The organism is Buchnera aphidicola (Phyllaphis fagi) (assembly GCF_964058955.1).
Classification (GTDB): Bacteria; Pseudomonadota; Gammaproteobacteria; order Enterobacterales; family Enterobacteriaceae; genus Buchnera_L; species Buchnera_L aphidicola_AI.
Genome location: NZ_OZ060370.1, coordinates 181,430 through 201,095 on the forward strand (window position 1 = coordinate 181,430; position 19,666 = coordinate 201,095).

Annotated in this window: 13 protein-coding genes, 3 tRNA genes and 1 rRNA gene; 13 read left to right on the forward strand and 4 right to left on the reverse strand. The window is 22.6% G+C overall.

Features of this window, described 5'->3' with window-relative positions; genetic code table 11:
* The first annotated feature begins 179 nt into the window (after positions 1-179).
* Positions 180-3,683, forward strand: a complete 3,504-nt coding sequence (gene dnaE, locus AB4W56_RS00795) for a DNA polymerase III subunit alpha (RefSeq protein WP_367675946.1) — start codon at positions 180-182, stop codon at positions 3,681-3,683.
* A gap of 2 nt (positions 3,684-3,685) precedes the next feature.
* Here dnaE and proS read toward each other — a convergent pair whose 3' ends face one another.
* Entirely contained in the window at positions 3,686-4,924 is a 1,239-nt protein-coding gene (gene proS / locus AB4W56_RS00800) for a proline--tRNA ligase (RefSeq protein WP_367675947.1), read from the reverse strand.
* Between the two features lie 2,123 nt (positions 4,925-7,047).
* On the opposite strand from proS, the gene AB4W56_RS00805 reads away from it, so the two are divergent.
* The 9 genes from AB4W56_RS00805 (at position 7,048) to tadA (ending at position 11,936) form a co-directional block, all read left to right on the forward strand.
* Positions 7,048-8,594: ribosomal RNA gene (locus tag AB4W56_RS00805) — 16S ribosomal RNA — on the forward strand.
* 58 nt (positions 8,595-8,652) lie between these two features.
* A tRNA-Ile gene (locus AB4W56_RS00810) sits at positions 8,653-8,726 on the forward strand.
* Positions 8,727-8,745: 19 nt separating this feature from the next.
* Positions 8,746-8,818, forward strand: a tRNA-Ala gene (locus AB4W56_RS00815).
* Positions 8,819-8,885: 67 nt separating this feature from the next.
* Positions 8,886-9,617 (forward strand): DNA polymerase III subunit epsilon, encoded by a 732-nt coding sequence (dnaQ, locus tag AB4W56_RS00820; RefSeq protein WP_367675948.1) that lies wholly within the window; start codon positions 8,886-8,888, stop codon positions 9,615-9,617.
* A gap of 56 nt (positions 9,618-9,673) precedes the next feature.
* Positions 9,674-9,747, forward strand: a tRNA-Asp gene (locus tag AB4W56_RS00825).
* A gap of 112 nt (positions 9,748-9,859) precedes the next feature.
* Entirely contained in the window at positions 9,860-10,330 is a 471-nt protein-coding gene (gene gpt / locus AB4W56_RS00830; protein ID WP_367675949.1) for a xanthine phosphoribosyltransferase, read from the forward strand.
* Between the two features lie 91 nt (positions 10,331-10,421).
* Positions 10,422-10,892, forward strand: coding sequence for a nucleotide exchange factor GrpE (gene grpE, locus AB4W56_RS00835; protein WP_367675950.1), 471 nt, complete (start codon positions 10,422-10,424; stop codon positions 10,890-10,892).
* A 33-nt stretch (positions 10,893-10,925) separates the two neighbouring features.
* The gene (gene smpB / locus AB4W56_RS00840; protein ID WP_367675951.1) at positions 10,926-11,405 is read left to right on the forward strand and encodes an SsrA-binding protein SmpB; all 480 of its coding nucleotides are present in this window, start codon (positions 10,926-10,928) and stop codon (positions 11,403-11,405) included.
* A 75-nt stretch (positions 11,406-11,480) separates the two neighbouring features.
* On the forward strand, positions 11,481-11,936 hold the full coding sequence (gene tadA, locus AB4W56_RS00845) for a tRNA adenosine(34) deaminase TadA (RefSeq protein ID WP_367675974.1): 456 nt from the start codon (positions 11,481-11,483) through the stop codon (positions 11,934-11,936).
* A 140-nt stretch (positions 11,937-12,076) separates the two neighbouring features.
* Here tadA and era read toward each other — a convergent pair whose 3' ends face one another.
* The 3 genes from era to lepA all read right to left on the reverse strand — a co-directional run bounded on the left by era (position 12,077) and on the right by lepA (position 16,016).
* Positions 12,077-12,940: a GTPase Era gene (gene era, locus AB4W56_RS00850; protein ID WP_367675952.1), complete on the reverse strand. Its 864-nt coding sequence runs from the start codon at positions 12,938-12,940 to the stop codon at positions 12,077-12,079.
* Complete coding sequence (gene rnc / locus AB4W56_RS00855; RefSeq protein ID WP_367675953.1) at positions 12,937-13,614, reverse strand: ribonuclease III; 678 nt, start codon at positions 13,612-13,614, stop codon at positions 12,937-12,939. The genes era and rnc overlap by 4 nt, the downstream gene beginning before the upstream one ends.
* A gap of 617 nt (positions 13,615-14,231) precedes the next feature.
* Entirely contained in the window at positions 14,232-16,016 is a 1,785-nt protein-coding gene (gene lepA, locus AB4W56_RS00860; protein ID WP_367675954.1) for a translation elongation factor 4, read from the reverse strand.
* 185 nt (positions 16,017-16,201) lie between these two features.
* On the opposite strand from lepA, the gene mnmA reads away from it, so the two are divergent.
* From mnmA to AB4W56_RS00875, 3 genes are all read left to right on the forward strand, one after another.
* A complete protein-coding gene (gene mnmA / locus AB4W56_RS00865) occupies positions 16,202-17,320 on the forward strand; it encodes a tRNA 2-thiouridine(34) synthase MnmA (RefSeq protein ID WP_367675975.1) in 1,119 nt (372 codons plus the stop codon).
* Positions 17,321-17,380: 60 nt separating this feature from the next.
* Complete coding sequence (purB, locus tag AB4W56_RS00870; RefSeq protein ID WP_367675955.1) at positions 17,381-18,763, forward strand: adenylosuccinate lyase; 1,383 nt, start codon at positions 17,381-17,383, stop codon at positions 18,761-18,763.
* A gap of 197 nt (positions 18,764-18,960) precedes the next feature.
* Complete coding sequence (locus AB4W56_RS00875; RefSeq protein WP_367675956.1) at positions 18,961-19,602, forward strand: YchE family NAAT transporter; 642 nt, start codon at positions 18,961-18,963, stop codon at positions 19,600-19,602.
* Positions 19,603-19,666: the final 64 nt, after the last annotated feature.

Here is a 19,666-nt window from a genome sequence, read left to right on the forward strand (position 1 = left end):
AATATTTTTTATTTGATATATAATATATCGAATTTTTATAAATATTTAGTTAATAAATACATCATATATTCTTAAAACATTACATATTTGTATATCATAATACTTAATAATTATATTTTTTATATTTTTAAAGTATTAAATAGTATTATTTCATTTAATTAGTTTTGGAATATAAAAATATGGATCCAAAGTTTATTCATTTATGTGTTCGAAGTGATTATTCTATTACAAGCGGTTTATCTAAACCAAGAGAATTAATTCATAGATCATATAAGTTAAATATGCCTGCTTTAGGTATAGTTGATTATGGTAATTTGTATGGTGCTATAAAATTTTATAGATGTTGTTATAAAATGGGTATTAAACCAATTTTTGGAGTAAAATTTAAATTAAAATCAGATTTTCTTAATAATAAGTTAAGTAAAATTAATATTTTAGCTTTAAATAATACTGGTTATCATAATTTAATTTTATTAATATCTAAAGCTTATGAAAAAAAATATAAATTTATTTATTCTAAAAATGATATTGTGATACATCAAAGTTGGTTAATAAAATATAAAGATGGTTTGATCATTTTATCTGGTGGTTATCATGGAGATTTTGGTAAACATTTAGTTAAAAATAATAATCAAGTAATTAAAAACTTTGTAGATTTTTATCATACACATTTTCCAAAATCTTATTATCTTGAAGTGACACGAACAAATCGTGAATATGAAGAGGAATATATAAAATATGCTATTCAGTTATCAAAATATGAAAATTTTCCTATTGTAGCTACGAATGATGTATGTTTTATAAATAAAAATGATTTTTATGCACACAAAATTCGAGTGTCAATTTATAAGGGAATACCTTTAAATTCAGAAAAATTTTATTCTCACTATAGTGCAGAACAATTTATGAAAAGTGAAGAAGAAATGTGTTCTTTATTTTCAGATATCCCGGAAGCATTAGAAAATAGTGTAATTATTGCAAAACGATGTAATGTTATTGTTAAAACTGGTAAATATTTTCTTCCTATTTTTCCTACTGGTTCCAAAAATGTAAAAAATTTTTTAATTTTTAAAAGCGTTCAAGGTTTAAAAAATAGACTTAAAAGATTATCTTTCAATGAAAAAAATAAAAGATTTATTTATAAAAAATATCAGAATAGATTATTTTACGAATTAGAAATTATTAATAAAATGAAATTTCCTGGATATTTTTTAGTTGTTATGGAATTTGTACAATGGGCAAAAAATAATAATATACCTGTTGGTCCTGGAAGAGGATCAGGAGCAGGATCGTTAGTAGCATATTCTTTAAATATTACTGAATTAGATCCTTTATCATTTGATTTATTATTTGAACGTTTTTTAAACCCAGATAGAATATCTATGCCAGATTTTGATATTGATTTTTGTATGGAAAAGCGTGATTTAGTTATTGATCATGTTTCAAAATTTTATGGAAATAATAATGTTGCACAAATTATAACTTTTGGAACAATGTCTGCAAAATCTGTAATTCGAGATGTTGGTAGATCATTAGGATATCCGTATGGTTTTGTTAATAAAATTTCTCAATTAATTCCGTCAGATATAGGTATAACGTTAGAAAAAGCTTTATCTAATAAATTTGAATTAATACAATTATATAATCAAGATATTGAAGTAAAAAAATTAATTAATATATCAAAACAATTAGAAGGAGTAGTTAAGAATATTGGTAAACATGCTGGAGGAATTGTGATTGCTCCTAAAAAATTAATTAATTTTACTCCTTTACAGTATGATAATCATAATATATTTATTACTCAATTTGATAAAGATGATATTGATTATGTAGGATTATTAAAATTTGATTTTCTTGGTTTAAGAACATTAACCATTATTGATTCAGCATTAAAAATGATTAATAAATCTTTAAATCAAAATCAACAAAAAAAAATTAATTTAAATGAAATACCGTTAAATGATACAAAAAGTTTTAAATTATTAAAGAATGCAAAAACTACTGCAGTCTTTCAACTTGAATCATATGGTATGAAAGATTTAATTTTAAAATTACAACCAGATTGTTTTGAAGATATTATTTCTTTAATTGCTTTATTCAGACCAGGTCCATTACAATCAGGAATGGTAGATAATTTTATTAATAGAAAACAAGGGAAAGAATTAATCGCTTATCCTGATATTAAATGGCAACATAAATCTTTAAAACCTATTTTAGAATCAACATATGGGATTATATTGTATCAAGAACAAGTTATGCAAATTGCTCAAGTATTATCTGGTTATACTTTATCATATTCAGATATTTTATTACGAGCTATGTCTAAAAAAAAATACAAAGAAATGTCTCATCAACGTGTTTATTTTCAGTTGTCTGCTTATAAAAAAGGCATATCAAAAGAACTATCAGAAAAAATATTTGATTTACTTGAAAAATTTGCGGGATATGGTTTTAATAAATCACATTCAGCGGCTTATGCATTGATTTCATATCAGACTTTGTGGATAAAGTCTAATTATCCTTCTGAATTTATGTCGGCTGTTATGAATGCAGATATTGATAATACTGATAAAATTAAAATATCTATCCAAGAATGTTTAAGAATGAAATTAACCATTCTTTCTCCAAACATTAATTATAGTGATTATTTTTTTAAAGTTAATTCTAAAAATGAAATTATTTATGGATTAGGTGCAATTAAAGGCATTGGTAGATTAGTAGTAGAGTCTATTATGGGCGCTAGAAAAAAAATAAAAAAATTTTCTAGTTTGTTTGATTTATGTATTAATGTAGATCATAAAAAAATAAACAAACGAATTTTAGAAAAGTTAATTTTTTCAGGTTCTTTAGATTCTTTTAATATTTCAAGATTTGAATTAATAAATTTAATTCCAAAAGCTATAAAATTATCTAATCAATATTTAAATTCAAAACATATTAATCAACTTGTGTTATTTAAACCCCTTTTATATGATTTTAAAAAAATAGAAAATATAAAATATATAAATAATGTTATAAATTTTCCATATTGGTCAAATAAAATTCAAGCAGATTTAGAAAAAGATGCATTAGGATTTTATTTTATTACTAATCCGGTTAATGAATATATTGATGAATTATTAAATTATACTAATGGATTTATGATAAAACATATTAATTGTGATCAAAAAAATAAAATTGTAAAAATATTTGGTATTATTAATGAGATGCGATCAAAATTTACAAAAACAAATAATAAAGTAGTTTTTTTAGAGTTTATTGATGGAAATAGTCAAATTGAAGTTATAATTTTTAATAATTTATTAAATAAATATAAATATTTTTTAAAAAAAGGTAATATATTAATTATTACTGGTTGTATTTTATTTAATAATATTAATAAAAAATTTAAATTGATTGCTTATTCTTTGTTAGATTTAAATCAAGCTAGAAATAAATATGTAAAAAAAATAGTTTTAATCATTGTAGAAAATACACACAATAAAAAAATACTTAATGATATTAGATTAATTATAAACCAATGTAATATTGGTGAAATACCAATTTTAATGTACTATAAAAAAATAAATATGAAGTCTTATTCTATTATTAATCAGACATCGAATGTTACTATAAGTGACAGTTTAATTAATAAATTTAAATATTTATTAGGAAGTAAGAATGTACACTTAGTATTTAAGTAATTTTATTGTATTATATTGTTGATAATATATTTTATAATGTCATTAATATGTATAATAATTTTTTTATTAATTATTGCTCTTTTTTGATATTCTACGGTATGAAAATTTATAGTATTTTTGTTAATAATAATAATATTTGGAATTCCAATTAAATTAGCGTCTGAAAATTTTATTCCTATTCTTTCATTACGATCATCTAAAAGTACTTTTATATTACTCTTTTTAAATTGATTATATAATGTTTCTGATATTTTTTGAATTTTATAACATATATGAAAATTAATAGGTATAATGAGAACTTGGAAGGGCGCAATATGATCTGGCCAAATAATACCTTTACTGTCATGATGTTGTTCTATAATTGCTGCTATTAATCGAGTAATTCCTATTCCATAACATCCAAGGTGTATAAATTTTTTTTTTCCTTGTATATCTTGAAATTTTGCATTCAATATTTGAGAATATTTTTTACCAATTTGAAAAGTATGTCCTATTTCTATACAATGTTTTATAGTATTATTATTAATATTGTTTGTTTTTGTATTAATATATTTTTTTACAGATGTATTTGAAATAACAATTTTATCCTCTCCATTTTTAGATAGAGCTTGGAATTCATGAGAATATTCACCTCCCATAATACCAGAATCTGCTTGTACTGAATAGAATTTTAAATTCATTTTTTTAAATATTATCATATATGCTTGGTGTATTTTCATATATGTTTTTTTTAAAGACTGTTGATCATAATGAAAAGAATATGCATCTTTCATAATAAATTCGCGAGATCTAATAATACCAGAACGTGGTCGGATTTCATCTCGAAATTTAGTTTGTATTTGATATAATATAATAGGTAATTGTTTGTAAGATTTTATTTCTTTTTTGATAAAATTAGTCATTATTTCTTCATTTGTCGGACTTAATATAAAACAATTATTATTTCTATCATATATTTTTATTAATTCTTTACCGTATTGATTAATACGATTGCTTTTATGCCATAAATTATCTGGTTGCATAGTTGGTAAGTACATTTCAACTGCTTGACATTTTTCCATTTCATAACGTATAATTTTTTTTATATTTTTGATAACACGTAGTCCATTAGGTAGCCAGATATATAGTCCGGATGCTAATTTTCGTATTAAACCTGATCTTAACATCAATTGATGGCTAATTGTATGAGAATGATGCGGTATTTCTTTAATTGTATATAATAAATATTTACTTGTGCGCATATAATTTGTAATTAATTAGAATTAATTCATATGATAATATTTGATTATTATAACTAAGTAATTTAATATTGTATGTTAAATATTTTACAAATATGATTTTTATATAGATTATTTTATTAGAAATATATAATGTATTGAAAATTAAAAATGAGTTAAGTATGTAATTTTATATTTTATATTTTCATGATGAGAATATGAAATAATATAATATGTAGTCTGATTATTTACTAAAACTTAAAGTGTATTTTCTAAATTAGTGTATGTATTTTATATATACTTTAATATTGATAATTGAATATTTTAATTTTTATTATTCTACTGAATATAGTCAATTTAAGTAAATTATGAATTTTATTTTTATAAATAACTAAATAAATGAATAATAATAAAATCAATATAAACATAAAATATAAGTATTTTATTAGAATTTATAAAATAGTTTCTTAGATTTGTAATATTTAGATACATGATAAGATTAGATTTTTAGTATGATGTGATTTTTAATTTTAAAAAAAATTTGATGTATATGTCTTTAAAGTAATTAAATTATAGTATAAATATATTGTATTGAATTTTGTATATGTATATAAGATAATATATTATTTTAATTAATGATGTAACTATTTATTATATCTTGCGATAAATTGAGTATTTAATGATGCTTATTTTTATTATTTTAAATAAATATAATATTTTTTATTAATAAAATAAATTTTATTAATTTTTGATAGGAAATTAGTTGTTAGTAATATTATTGTTAATATACATTTGTAAATTACAGTTTTTTATATATTTTAATTTTTTAAGTATGATAAATTTTGTTTAAATATTATGTGTATAAATGTTAGTAAAGAAATGATTGATCATATATTTTTAAAATTGGCATCAGTATGTTAAATATATGAAATTAATAGTAGAATGTAAAATGTAGTGTTTTATATTATTCCAATTTTTACTTTTATTACAAGTTTATTTAAATAAATTATAATATAACTGTGTTTTTATTTGTTAAATTTTTTATTTTTAATATTTGATGTGATATGTATTTGTATATGAATATAAAATTTTATTATTTATATTTTTTAAGTAATATGTAATAATGTATATTTTTTGTGATCTATAATTATTATATTAATTATTTTATATAGTTTTATAATTGATAGTATATTATATAGATAAATGAATATGTTTTAGATATATTAACAAGAATGTGATATATTTTATATGTTTAAATTTTAATTTTTTTAAAAATTGAATTAGAGATTAATATTTTTACATATCTTTATTTTGATATATAATCAGTATTTTAAATTATTAATTGTCATTGAATAAATATAAGTAATATATTTTTTTTAGAGTATATATCACTTTATTGATAATATTACTAATAATAGTATATTTAAAATATTTATTATATGTTTTTATCATATTTGAAAATCAATTAATTATAACAATCGTTTGATATTTCTTGTAGATAAACTCGTGTGATATTAATATTTTTTGTAATTTGATAATTATATATTATTTAAAATATATCAATGATATTTTGATTGAAAATTATTATCTTATCTGTATTTTATATTTTAAATATGGAATAATCATTTTAGATAATATTAAAGAATTTATATGCATTATTTTGGCATATGTATAGTTTTATGTATTTGATAATATATTTTAAATATTTCAGTTATATTGATAAAGAAAATATATTTTTAAATATATTGTAATTTAATATTGATTATTTAATATAATATAGTATAATGAATTTAATATTCATTTATTTTAAAATTTTTATTGTAATTATTAAGAATAAATGTATTATAAGTTCATTACGTAATTGACTGATAAAATAAATTTTTGAATTTAATTTATGTTTATATATATATGTATTGAATACATATTAGTATTATAAATTATAAATAATAGCTAATTTCCATAAAAACCAAAAAAAAGGTTGACATATCTATAAAAGAATGTAAGATAGAGGGAGTTAGTTAAATATGCTCTTTGAAAATATAGTTAGATAATTCGTGTGGGCACGAAAAATTGATTGCGAAATATTTTTTTTTAATAAAAAATAAATTTTCGAAATTTAAATTATTACTTTTATAAAGTAATAATATCAATTGAAGAGTTTGATCATGGCTCAGATTGAACGCTGGCGGCAAGCCTAACACATGCAAGTCGAGCGGCATCGAGAGAAAGTTTCTTTTCTTGTCGGCGAGCGGCGAACGGGTGAGTAATATCTGGGGATCTACCTAAAAGAGGGGGATAACTATTGGAAACGATAGCTAATACCGCATAATGTTGTAAAACCAAAGCAGGGGACTTTTTATAAGCCTTGCGCTTTTAGATGAACCCAGATGAGATTAGCTTGTTGGTAAGGTAATGGCTTACCAAGGCAATGATCTCTAGCTGGTCTGAGAGGATAACCAGCCACACTGGAACTGAGACACGGTCCAGACTCCTACGGGAGGCAGCAGTGGGGAATCTTGCACAATGGGCGAAAGCCTGATGCAGCTATGCCGCGTGTATGAAGAAGGCCTTCGGGTTGTAAAGTACTTTCATCGAGGAAGAAAAGAAGATAACTAATAATTATCTTCCGTGACGTTACTCGAAAAAGAAGCACCGGCTAACTCCGTGCCAGCAGCCGCGGTAATACGGAGGGTGCTAGCGTTAATCAGAATTACTGGGCGTAAAGAGCTCGTAGGCGGCATATTAAGTTAGATGTGAAATCCCTGAGCTCAACTTAGGAACTGCATTTAAAACTAATAAGCTAGAGTATCGTAGAGGGAGGTAGAATTCCAGGTGTAGCGGTGAAATGCGTAGATATCTGGAGGAATACCCGTGGCGAAAGCGACCTCCTAGACGAATACTGACGCTGAGGTGCGAAAGCGTGGGTAGCAAACAGGATTAGATACCCTGGTAGTCCATGCCGTAAACGATGTCGACTTGGAGGTTGTTTCCTTGAGAGATGACTTCCGAAGCTAACGCATTAAGTCGACCGCCTGGGAAGTACGGCCGCAAGGCTAAAACTCAAATGAATTGACGGGGGCCCGCACAAGCGGTGGAGCATGTGGTTTAATTCGATGCAACGCGAAGAACCTTACCTGGTCTTGACATCCATAGAATTTTTTAGAAATAAGAAAGTGCCTTAGGGAACTATGAGACAGGTGCTGCATGGCTGTCGTCAGCTCGTGTTGTGAAATGTTGGGTTAAGTCCCGCAACGAGCGCAACCCCTATTCTCTGTTGCCATCGGTTCGGCCGGGAACTCAGAGGAGACTGCCGGTTATAAACCGGAGGAAGGTGGGGATGACGTCAAGTCATCATGGCCCTTACGACCAGGGCTACACACGTGCTACAATGGTACATACAAAGAGAAGCAACTCTGCAAGGATGAGCAAACCTCATAAAGTGTATCGTAGTCCGGACTGGAGTCTGCAACTCGACTCCACGAAGTCGGAATCGCTAGTAATCGTGAATCAGAATGTCACGGTGAATACGTTCCCGGGCCTTGTACACACCGCCCGTCACACCATGGGAGTGGGTTGCAAAAGAAGTAAGTAGTTTAACCTGAAAAGGAGGACGCTTACCACTTTGTGGTTCATAACTGGGGTGAAGTCGTAACAAGGTAACCGTAGGGGAACCTGCGGTTGGATCACCTCCTTATAATAAATACGCTTTGATTTTAAGTGCTCACATAAATTATCTGATAAAAATTTTTCGGAGGCTTGTAGCTCAGTTGGTTAGAGCGCACCCCTGATAAGGGTGAGGTCGGTGGTTCAAATCCACTCAGGCCTATGAATTATAATTAACCAATGGGGCTATAGCTCAGCCGGGAGAGCGCCTGCCTTGCACGCAGGAGGTCAGCGGTTCGATCCCGCTTAGCTCCATACATTATTTATAGAGAGATATAGATATTTATTTATACATATATAAAAATAAAGATGAATATAAAATATGGACTTAAATATTTCTCGAAAAGTTGTGTTAGATACTGAAACAACTGGTATGAATAATTCAGGGGGATCGATATGCAAGGGGCATCGAATTATTGAGATTGGAGCTGTTGAAATTATTAATCGAAAATTTACTCATAATAATTTTCACACATATGTCAATCCTAATCGATTAATAGATCCATCGGCATTTAAAATCCATGGAATATCAGATGAGTTTTTATTAGATAAACCTAAGTTTGAAGATGTATATCAAGATTTTTTGAAATATATTCAAAATTCTGAAATTATTATACATAATGCAAATTTTGATATTAGGTTTTTAAATTATGAGTTTAGTAAATTAAATATAAAAACTAAAAAAATATTTGATCTCTGTAATATTATAGATACCTTAAAAATAGCTAGATCTTTATTTCCTGGTAAAAAAAATAATTTAGATGCATTATGTAAACGTTATAAAATATATACTACTCGTCAACTTCATAGTGCAATTCAAGATGCAAAAATATTAGCAAAAATATATTTAAGAATGACGAGAATACAAAAAGAAATTAGTTTTCATGAAAAATCATATAAAAATAATTTATATCAATTTAGTTATAATCAAGTAGATTTCAATAATTCTAAAAAATCAATTAATGTATATAAATTAACAGAAATTGAAAAAAATAGACATGATCAATATTTAAAAGAAATGAATAAATTTTGTTCTTGTTTATGGATGAGTTAAATTGTAAATATTTTAAAATATCATTTTAATAATATTTTACATCATCCTGAAGTAAAGGTGCGGTAGTTCAGTTGGTTAGAATACCGGCCTGTCACGCCGGGGGTCACGGGTTCAAGTCCCGTCCGCACCGTAAATATATTACAATTATACTTCTTGAATACTAATATTATTATTTTTATAATTAAAAATAAAATATAGTATTATTTAATCTATTAATATTACTTTAAAATTTTGGAATTATTATGAATGAGAAATATATTGTCACGTGGGATATACTTCAAATTTATACTAGAACATTAGCTAAAAAAATTATGTCAATTAAAAAATGGAAAAGTATTATAGCAGTAAGTCGAGGAGGATTAATTCCTGCTGCTTTATTAGCAAGAGAATTAAGTATTCGTATCGTAGATACGATTTGTATTGCTAGTTATAATTATAATAATTTTAAAAAAATTCAAATTCTTAAAAAACCTTCTCAAGATTATGAAGATGTTTTAATTGTAGATGATTTATCGGACTCAGGAAGAACAGCAAAAATAATTCGAAAAATGTATCCAAAAGCACATTTTGTAACTATTTTTGCTAAACCTAGAGGACGAAAATTAGTAGATCAATATCTTATTAACGTTCCTCAAAATGTATGGATTGAACAACCTTGGGATATGTCTGTTGTTTACATATCTCCATTAATCAAAGAATCTAAAATTAAATAGTATTATAATATAATTATTTTATTTTCCCATATACTAATTGATGTCAGTATATAAAATAATTTTAAAACTGATGTTAATTTTAGGATGTAGTATGACAAAACAAAAAATTATTAATCTTCAAAATTCAGTTTTAAAAGAAGAAAAAAAATTAATTGATTTAAAAAATATATCTAAAAAAAAAATTAAAATTGCTTTAAAACGATCTAAACAAGAAATTGAAAATACGTATAAATATTCTTCATCAAATTATATTATCTCTATTTTATCTGATATTGATAATTTAGAAAAAACGATAGAATTATCTATAAAAGAAAAAAAATATTTTTCTTTTATAGTTTATCAATTAAATAAAATTTTAAAATCATTTTTAAATTTATTTGAAATGTATAATATAAATGTTATAAATGATATTAATATACCTTTTGATCCTAATATACATCAAGCAATTGCTATATCTAAATCACAAAAAATGCAATCTAATCATATAATAATAGTTATGCAAAAAGGATATAAATTATATAATCGTCTTTTAAGACCAGCAATGGTTATTGTATCACAGTAATATAAATTTTTATAATAATTTAATATAAATATAATGATATATAAACCAAATAACTTAATCTATAATGCTATTCAAAACAAAAAAGCATACTATAATTTTTTTATTGAAAAAACATTTGAAAGTGGATTATTATTAAAAGGATGGGAAGTAAAATCATTAAGAATGAATAAAGTTAATATAAATAACGGATATATAATTATTAAAAATAAAGAATCTTTTTTAATTGGAATAAATATTCAACCTATTATACAATGTAAAATGTATGATCTAAATCAATCTAATAGAAATATAAAAATATTATTACATCGTAAAGAAATTGATTATTTATATGAAAAATATAAAAAACCAGGATATAGTTTGGTAGCTCTTTCTTTATATTGGAAGAAATCCTGGTGTAAATTAAAAATTGGAATTGCTAAAGGAAAAACAAATATAGATAAAAGAGAAAATAAAAAAAAACAAGAATGGATAATTCAAAGAAATAGAATTATTAAAAAAATAAGACATGAATAAAATAAAGATGATCCATATATTACTAAAATATAGAAATTTTAAATTGTGAATAATAATGTATTATTAATACAAGATATGATATTTATGAATTATGCATTAACTTTGGCAAATCATGCATATTCTTTAGGAGAAGTTCCAGTAGGAGCTATATTAACATTAAATAATCGTATTATTGGAACAGGTTTTAATTGTTCTATTTCTAAACATGATCCTACAGCACACGCTGAAATAATAGCTATTCGAAAAGCTGGAAAAATATTAAAAAATTATAGATTAATTAATACTACATTATATGTTACCTTAGAACCTTGTATAATGTGTTTAGGAGCTATTATAAATAGTCGAATTAGTCGTTTAGTTATAGGAACTAAACATATTTCAAAAAAAAAAAAAGAATATAATAAAATAGATATTTTACAAGAAATAAAAAATAAAAATAAAATTAAAGTTGAAGAATTTACATCATATTTCTTTTCTTGTACTAATTTAATAAAAAATTTTTTCAAAAGTAAAAGAAATAAAAAAAAATAATTTTTTAATACTAAAATTTTATAATTATTTTAATTATAATATAGATAAATTATTTAAAAATTTCATATTTATTTAAGTAATTTATTTATTATAAAATCATTTTTATTTCATATAAAGTATATTTATTATATTATATTCTTTTAAACAATATTAAGTATTTTTTTTACCCATAAATTTAAATATGTTGATTTATGAATTATTTTTTCTATATCTTTTCGTGCTAACATACTACAATATTTAATTTTTTCTCCTTTTTTTCCAATAACAATTTTTTTATGTCTATCATTTTTTACAAAAATTAATGCATAAATAAAACATTTTCCTGTTAGTTTATTAATTTTATATGTATCTATTTTTACTGTAATTAAATATGGTAATTCTTGACCTAAAAAACGCATTAATTTTTCACGTATAATTTCAGATATCATAAATAAATGAGAAGAATTAGTTTTATAATGTTTTGGAAAATCAAAAATAGATTTTGGGATATTTTTTTTTACTTGTTTTAATAATATCTTAATATTTTCTTCAGTTTTCGCTGAAAGAGGAATAATTGCATTAAAATTATGTTTATTTTTGATAGTATTAATAAATGGTAATAAAATCGTTTTATCATTAATACAATCAATTTTATTAATAACTAATATAATGGGTATAGAAAACATTTTTATTTTTTTTAAAATAATATCATCTATTTTTGACCATATTGTTTTATTAATAATAAAAATGATTAATTTTAAATTTTCTTTGTTTTTAAATGCATTATGATTTTTATATAAAAAATTTTTTTCTTTTTTTATACTTATTCCAGGTGTATCAATATAAATAGTTTGATAATTATTTTTTGTTGTTATACCTATTATATTATTTATAGTGGTACCTGGTTTACAAGATGTAATAGATACTTTACTACCTATGATTTTGTTTAAAAGAGTAGATTTTCCTACATTTTGTTTTCCAAATATTCCTATATAACCACAATAAGTATTAGATAATTTTTTCATTCTATTCCTAATTTTACTAATGCTTGATATGCAGCATCTTGTTCTGCTTTTTTTCGACTTGTTCCTACACTAATTATTTCTTCTGTTTTATTAATTCTACAACATACTGTAAATAATTGATTATGAGCTTCTCCATATGCTTGAACAATAAAATATACAGGAAGTGATAAACATTTAGATTGTAAATATTCTTGAAGACGTGTTTTAGGATCTTTTATTAGATTTTTAAAATGAATATTTTTTAATCTTTTTTTATACCATATTTGTATTACATTTTCTACTGTTTTTATATTGCTATCTAAAAATATACTACCAATAATAGCCTCTATAGTATTTGTTAAAATTGATTCTTTACTAAATCCTCCGTTGTTCCATTCACCTTGTCCTAATTTTAAATATATTCCTAAATTAAATTCATATGCAATTTTAGCTAATGTATGACCTTGTACTAATTTTGATCGTATTCGACTCATTTGACCTTCATCAAAATGAGAAAAATTTTTATATAAAATATTAGTCATAACAAAATTTAAAATTGCATCACCTAAAAATTCTAATCTTTCATTATGTTTACTACTAGCACTTCGATGAGTAAGAGCTTGATTTAATAATTCTTGTTTTTTAAAATTATATCCTAAAACTTGTTGTAGTTTTTTGATTAAAATATGTTTCATTTTAAATTACTTTATATATAGTTAATTAATTTTATCTATTTTATTACATTAAATATTTATAATGTATAAATATTTTTAATATTAATTGATATTAACTATTATAGAATTATTTTTATTTTTTTTATATTATATTTTTTATATTAATTACTCATATTTTAAACAGTTAATTGATTTATTTTTTAATATGATTATATAGTACTATATTGTTTTTAAAATTATCATGTCATGTTAAATGTATAATTATATAAAATTATTAATATTTAATTAATAATATAATAATAAATTTTATTACTAAGAATATTTATAATTATTTTAATATAATATATAATTATATTAAAATATTTTTGATTATTATATATCATAATTTAAGAACAATATAATATAGTGATAAAATAAAATATATTCAAATAACTATAATATAAATTAGAAAAATCATCTTATATATTTTAGAATATATTTAATTTTAATGATTATTTATAATTACATTATGATATTTGAAATAAAAAAATTACTATTTATTCATATAATATTTTTGATTTATTAATAATCTAAATAATTTATTATTTATAAATAGTAAGGCTATTGAAATATATTTAAATGATTTTTTATATATTTATTTAAATAGAAAAAATAGAAAAAAAAGTTTCTTTTGGTATTTTTACATTACCAATTTGTTTCATTTTTTTTTTTCCTTGTTTTTGCTTATCTAATAATTTCCTTTTTCGACTAATATCACCTCCATAACATTTAGATAATACATTTTTTCGTAGTTGCTTAATAGTTGATCGAGCAATAATATTATTATTCACCATAGCTTGAATAATAATATTAAATTGATGTCTAGGAATTAAAGATTTAATTTTTTTTACTATTTCCTGAGCATGAAATTGTGAATTTTTTCGATGTATAATTAATGATAAAGCATCAATTTTTTTTGAATTAATAAGTATATCTAAACATACTATATCAGTTTTTTGAAAATACTTAAAATCATATTCTAATGATGCATATCCTTGAGAAATAGATTTTAATTGATCAAAAAAATTAATTATAATTTCTGATATTGGAATATCATATTGTAATGTTACTTGATAAGAATGATAAATTATATTATGTTGTTTCCCTCTTTTTTTAGAACATAAATGTAAAATATTTCCAATATATTTAATAGGAGTTAAAATATTACAACGTGCAATTGGTTCTCGTATTTCTTTAACCTTTTTAAATTTAGATAAATCAGATGGATTATATATATAAATAACATTATGATTTATTGTTTCTATTTCATAAATTACAGTAGGAATAGTGGATATAATATTTAAATTATATTCTCTTTCCAGTCTAGCTTGAATAATCTCCATATGTAACAAACCTAAAAATCCACATTTAAATCCAAATCCTAATGAATTAGAAATTTCTGGTTGATAAAATAATGAGGCATCATTCAAACTTAATTTTTCTAATGCTATTCGAAATAATTCATAATGTTCTGTTTCAATAGGAAATAATCCTGCATATATTTTTGGTTTTATTTTTTTAAACCCAGATATAGGTTTATTAATTGGATATATGGCAGATGTTAATGTATCTCCTACCGGGAAAGCTTTAATATTTTTTATTCCACATGAAATCCATCCTACTTCTCCAGCTTTTAAATAATTTTTATTTTGAGATTTTGGAGTAAAAATTCCAATTTTATTAATATAATAATTTTGTTTAGTACTAAAAACTTGAATTTTTAAACCGTGAGTAAGTTTTCCATTTTTTATTCGAATTAAAGAAACAACACCTAAATAGTTATCAAACCAAGAATCAATAATTAAAGCTTGTAATGTAGTATCAATACAACCTAATGGAGGGGGGATTTCTGTAATAATTTTATCTAATAATTGTATTACACCTGATCCTGTTTTTGCTGAACATTTGATAATATTTTTTGTCGAAATTCCAATTAACTCTTGAATTTCTTGAATCACACGATTAGTATTTGATGTAGGTAAATCAATTTTATTTAATACAGGAATAATAGTCAAATTCATTTGTAATGCCATATTACAAGTTGCTACAGTTTGTGCTTCAACTCCTTGGCAAGCATCGATTACTAATAATGCTCCTTCACAAGCACTTAAAGAACGAGATACTTCATAAGTAAAATCTACATGTCCAGGTGTATCAATAAAATTTAAATAGAATTTTTTTTTATTTTGATTTATATATTTAATTGTTACACTTTGAGCTTTAATTGTAATTCCTCTTTCTTTTTCTAAATCCATAGAATCTAAAACTTGATTAGACATTTCTCTTTTTGTTAATCCACCACATATTTGAATAAAACGGTCGGCTAATGTTGATTTTCCATGATCAATATGTGCAATAATAGAAAAATTTCGTATATTTTCCATATAATTAATGTATAATGTTAATTAAATAATAATTTTATTTATTAAAATTTTTATAATGATTATAATATTTATTATATAACAATAATTTAAATTAAAAAGTTTTTATGTAATATCTATAAATTATATAAAATAATTTATTCTTAATATAATTAATAAATATTTTTATATGTTAATAAAATAATATGATTTTAATAAAACATTTGAATAATAAAAAAATAGTTATTGCTATGTCTGGGGGAGTAGATTCTTCAGTATCAGCTGCTTTGTTACTACAATTAGGATATAGAGTTGAAGGTGTATTTATGAAAAATTGGGAAGAAGATGATACAATAAATTATTGTTCTTCTTTTCAAGATTTATATGACGTTAGAAAGGTATGTAAAACGATAGGAATTAATTTACATGAAATAAATTTTTCTGAAGAATATTGGAATCTCGTATTTAAAAGTTTTTTATATGAATATAAAAAAGGAAATACACCTAACCCTGATATTTTATGTAATAAAAAAATTAAATTTCATTTATTTTTTACATTTGCAATCAAAATATTAAAAGCTGATTTTATGGCAACTGGTCATTATGCTCAAATTAAATATTTTAATAAAACTCCTATGTTACTTAGAAGTAATGATTGTAATAAAGATCAAACATATTTTTTATATACATTAACAAAAAAAAAATTAAAAAAAATATTATTTCCAATAGGTTCTTTAAAAAAAAATGAAGTTCGTAATATAGCAAAAAAAATAAATTTATCTATTTCAAAAAAACCAGATTCTACAGGTATTTGTTTCATTGGACCAGCTAAAATGTCAAAATTTTTAAGTCGTTTTATTAGATATTATCCAGGAAATATTATTACGGATTCTGGATATATTATTGGTCAACATACTGGTTTAATGAATTATACTATTGGACAAAGAAAAGGTATAAATATTGGAGGAAAATATGAAAAAAAAAAAATTCCATGGTATGTTATACAAAAAGATTTAAAAACAAATTCACTAGTTGTTATACAAGGATCAAAACATTATAAATTAATGTCAATGGGATTACTTGCGTATAAAGTGAATTGGATTAATAATATTAACATAACACAAATTTTATATTGTACTGCTAAAACAAGATATCAACAACAAGATGTATCATGTAAAGTAATACTTTTAAATTTAAATACAGTACAAGTTTTTTTTAATATTCCTGTATCCTCTATTACAACAGGTCAATCCATTGTATTTTACATGTTAAAAATTTGTATAGGAGGAGGTATTATTAAAAAATCATTTCCTATAATAAAAAATTAATATAATTATTTAAATATATTTTATTTTATACTTTTTTATCATATTGGAATATAAAATTACATGAATTATTTTAATTTATATGCTATTTCTCCTATTGATGGGAGATATAGTCAAGATACATCAAAATTAAAAAATATATTTAGTGAATATGCATTTTTAAAATTTAGAACAACAATTGAAATACGTTGGTTACAGAAATTGTCTTCAATACCTGAAATATTTAAATTAGATAAATTAAATCAGTTAGATAATGAAATATTAAATAATATAATAAAACATTTTAATTATGATGATGCAAAATACATTAAAACAATTGAAAAAACTACACAACATGATGTTAAAGCAATTGAATATTTTTTAAAAAACAAAATATCTTATAAATTATTTAATCATTCTATTTTGAATTTTATTCATTTTGCATGTACTTCAGAAGATATTAATAATTTAGCTTATGCCAATATGATGCAAACGACTCGCATTAATTTATTAATTCCATATTGGGAAAATATTATATTTAATATTAGAAATATAGCTTTTAAGTTTCAAAATATTAGTATGCTTAGTAGAACACATGGACAATCTGCTTCTCCTACAACAGTAGGAAAAGAAATGAGTAATTTTTATTACAGAATGTATCGTCAATTAAAACAACTAAAAAAAATTAAAATATTTGGTAAAATAAATGGTGCAACAGGAAATTATAATGCACATGTAATAGCATATCCTATGTTAAATTGGTATCAAATTAGTAAAGAATTTGTAACTTCTTTAAATATTCATTGGAATCCTTGTACAACTCAAATTGAACCTCATGATTATATATCAGAACTATTAAGTTGTATTATTAGATTTAATATTATTTTAATTAATTTTAATCAAGATATATGGGGATATATTGCTTTAAATTATTTTAATCAACACAATAATCTAAATGAAATTGGTTCATCTACTATGCCTCATAAAATTAATCCTATTCATTTTGAAAAATCAGAAGGTAATCTTGGTTTATCAAATGCTATTATGAATCATATGATATCTAAACTACCTATTTCTCGATGGCAACGAGATTTAACTGATTCTACTGTATTACGTAATCTTGGAGTAGCAATTAGTTATTCTATAATATCATATAAATCTTTATTATTAGGTTTAAAGAAAATTACAATTAATTATAATACCATTAAAAAAGATTTAAGTAATAAATGGGAATTATTATCTGAACCTATTCAAATAGTGATGAAAAAACATGGTATTAATAATGCATATGAAAAACTAAAATTATTAACAAAAGGTAAACAAATGAACTCTATATTGATACATCAGTATATAGATAGTTTAAAAATTCCGAATCAAGAAAAAATAAAATTAAAAAAAATTACACCAAATAACTATATTGGAAATTCTATTAAAATAACAAAAAATATATATAATATAACACAATAACAAGCTAATAGTTTAATAATAATTATTCATTATAATATAAAACATTAAATATATAAGTATATAATACAATATAAAATCAATTATTTGAGGTTTTTTATTATAATTAATCATGATTTTTTTCTGAAACATATTTTAATTATCTTTTAAACTGATAATATATAATGTGAATTTAATATTAATTAAATTCACGAGACAATATGAAAAATTTAATATATAACTTTTCAATTTATATAAATTTTTTTGCAGAATTATTTGCTTTAGTTAATCCTATTGGAATGATCCCTATTTTTATGGGTATAACAGGATTACAATCAACTAAAGAAAGAAAAAAAATTAATATGATTTCTAATTTTTCTGCTTCTATTATTTTGATTAGTTCATTATTAATTGGTAATATCATTTTAAAATTTTTTAATATTTCTATAGAATCATTTCGTATTTCTGGGGGATTACTTATTATCGGTATTGCTCTATCTATGATGAATGGATCTTTAATAAATAATTTAAAAACTCAAAAAGAAAAATTACCATATCAAAAAGAAAATATTAGTATTATTCCATTATCTATGCCTTTAATTGCTGGTCCTGGTGCTATCAGTTCTACGATTATATGGGGAACTCATCATAATACTGTAAATAATATTATTGGATGCAGTATAACAATATTATTATTTTCATTAATTTGCTGGATTCTATTTCAAAGCGCTCCTTTTTTTATCAAAATTGTAGGTCAAACAGGTATTAACATATTAACTAGAATTATGGGGCTTCTTTTAATGTCTTTGGGTGTAGAATTTATTTCTACTGGAATAAAATTAATTTTTTTAAAATTACCATAAAATATAAATATTTAAATAATATTTTAAAATTTTATGATATATATATATGAAAATCACAGTTAAC

Coding starts and splice junctions, on each gene's coding strand:
- gpt (WP_367675949.1), top strand. CDS start 9,860: ATGAATGAGAAATATATTGTCACGTGGGATATACTTCAAATTTATACT.
- rnc (WP_367675953.1), bottom strand. CDS start 13,614: ATGAAACATATTTTAATCAAAAAACTACAACAAGTTTTAGGATATAAT.
- dnaQ (WP_367675948.1), top strand. CDS start 8,886: ATGGACTTAAATATTTCTCGAAAAGTTGTGTTAGATACTGAAACAACT.
- tadA (WP_367675974.1), top strand. CDS start 11,481: ATGATATTTATGAATTATGCATTAACTTTGGCAAATCATGCATATTCT.
- era (WP_367675952.1), bottom strand. CDS start 12,940: ATGAAAAAATTATCTAATACTTATTGTGGTTATATAGGAATATTTGGA.
- smpB (WP_367675951.1), top strand. CDS start 10,926: ATGATATATAAACCAAATAACTTAATCTATAATGCTATTCAAAACAAA.
- proS (WP_367675947.1), bottom strand. CDS start 4,924: ATGCGCACAAGTAAATATTTATTATATACAATTAAAGAAATACCGCAT.
- purB (WP_367675955.1), top strand. CDS start 17,381: ATGAATTATTTTAATTTATATGCTATTTCTCCTATTGATGGGAGATAT.
- dnaE (WP_367675946.1), top strand. CDS start 180: ATGGATCCAAAGTTTATTCATTTATGTGTTCGAAGTGATTATTCTATT.
- grpE (WP_367675950.1), top strand. CDS start 10,422: ATGACAAAACAAAAAATTATTAATCTTCAAAATTCAGTTTTAAAAGAA.
- AB4W56_RS00875 (WP_367675956.1), top strand. CDS start 18,961: ATGAAAAATTTAATATATAACTTTTCAATTTATATAAATTTTTTTGCA.
- lepA (WP_367675954.1), bottom strand. CDS start 16,016: ATGGAAAATATACGAAATTTTTCTATTATTGCACATATTGATCATGGA.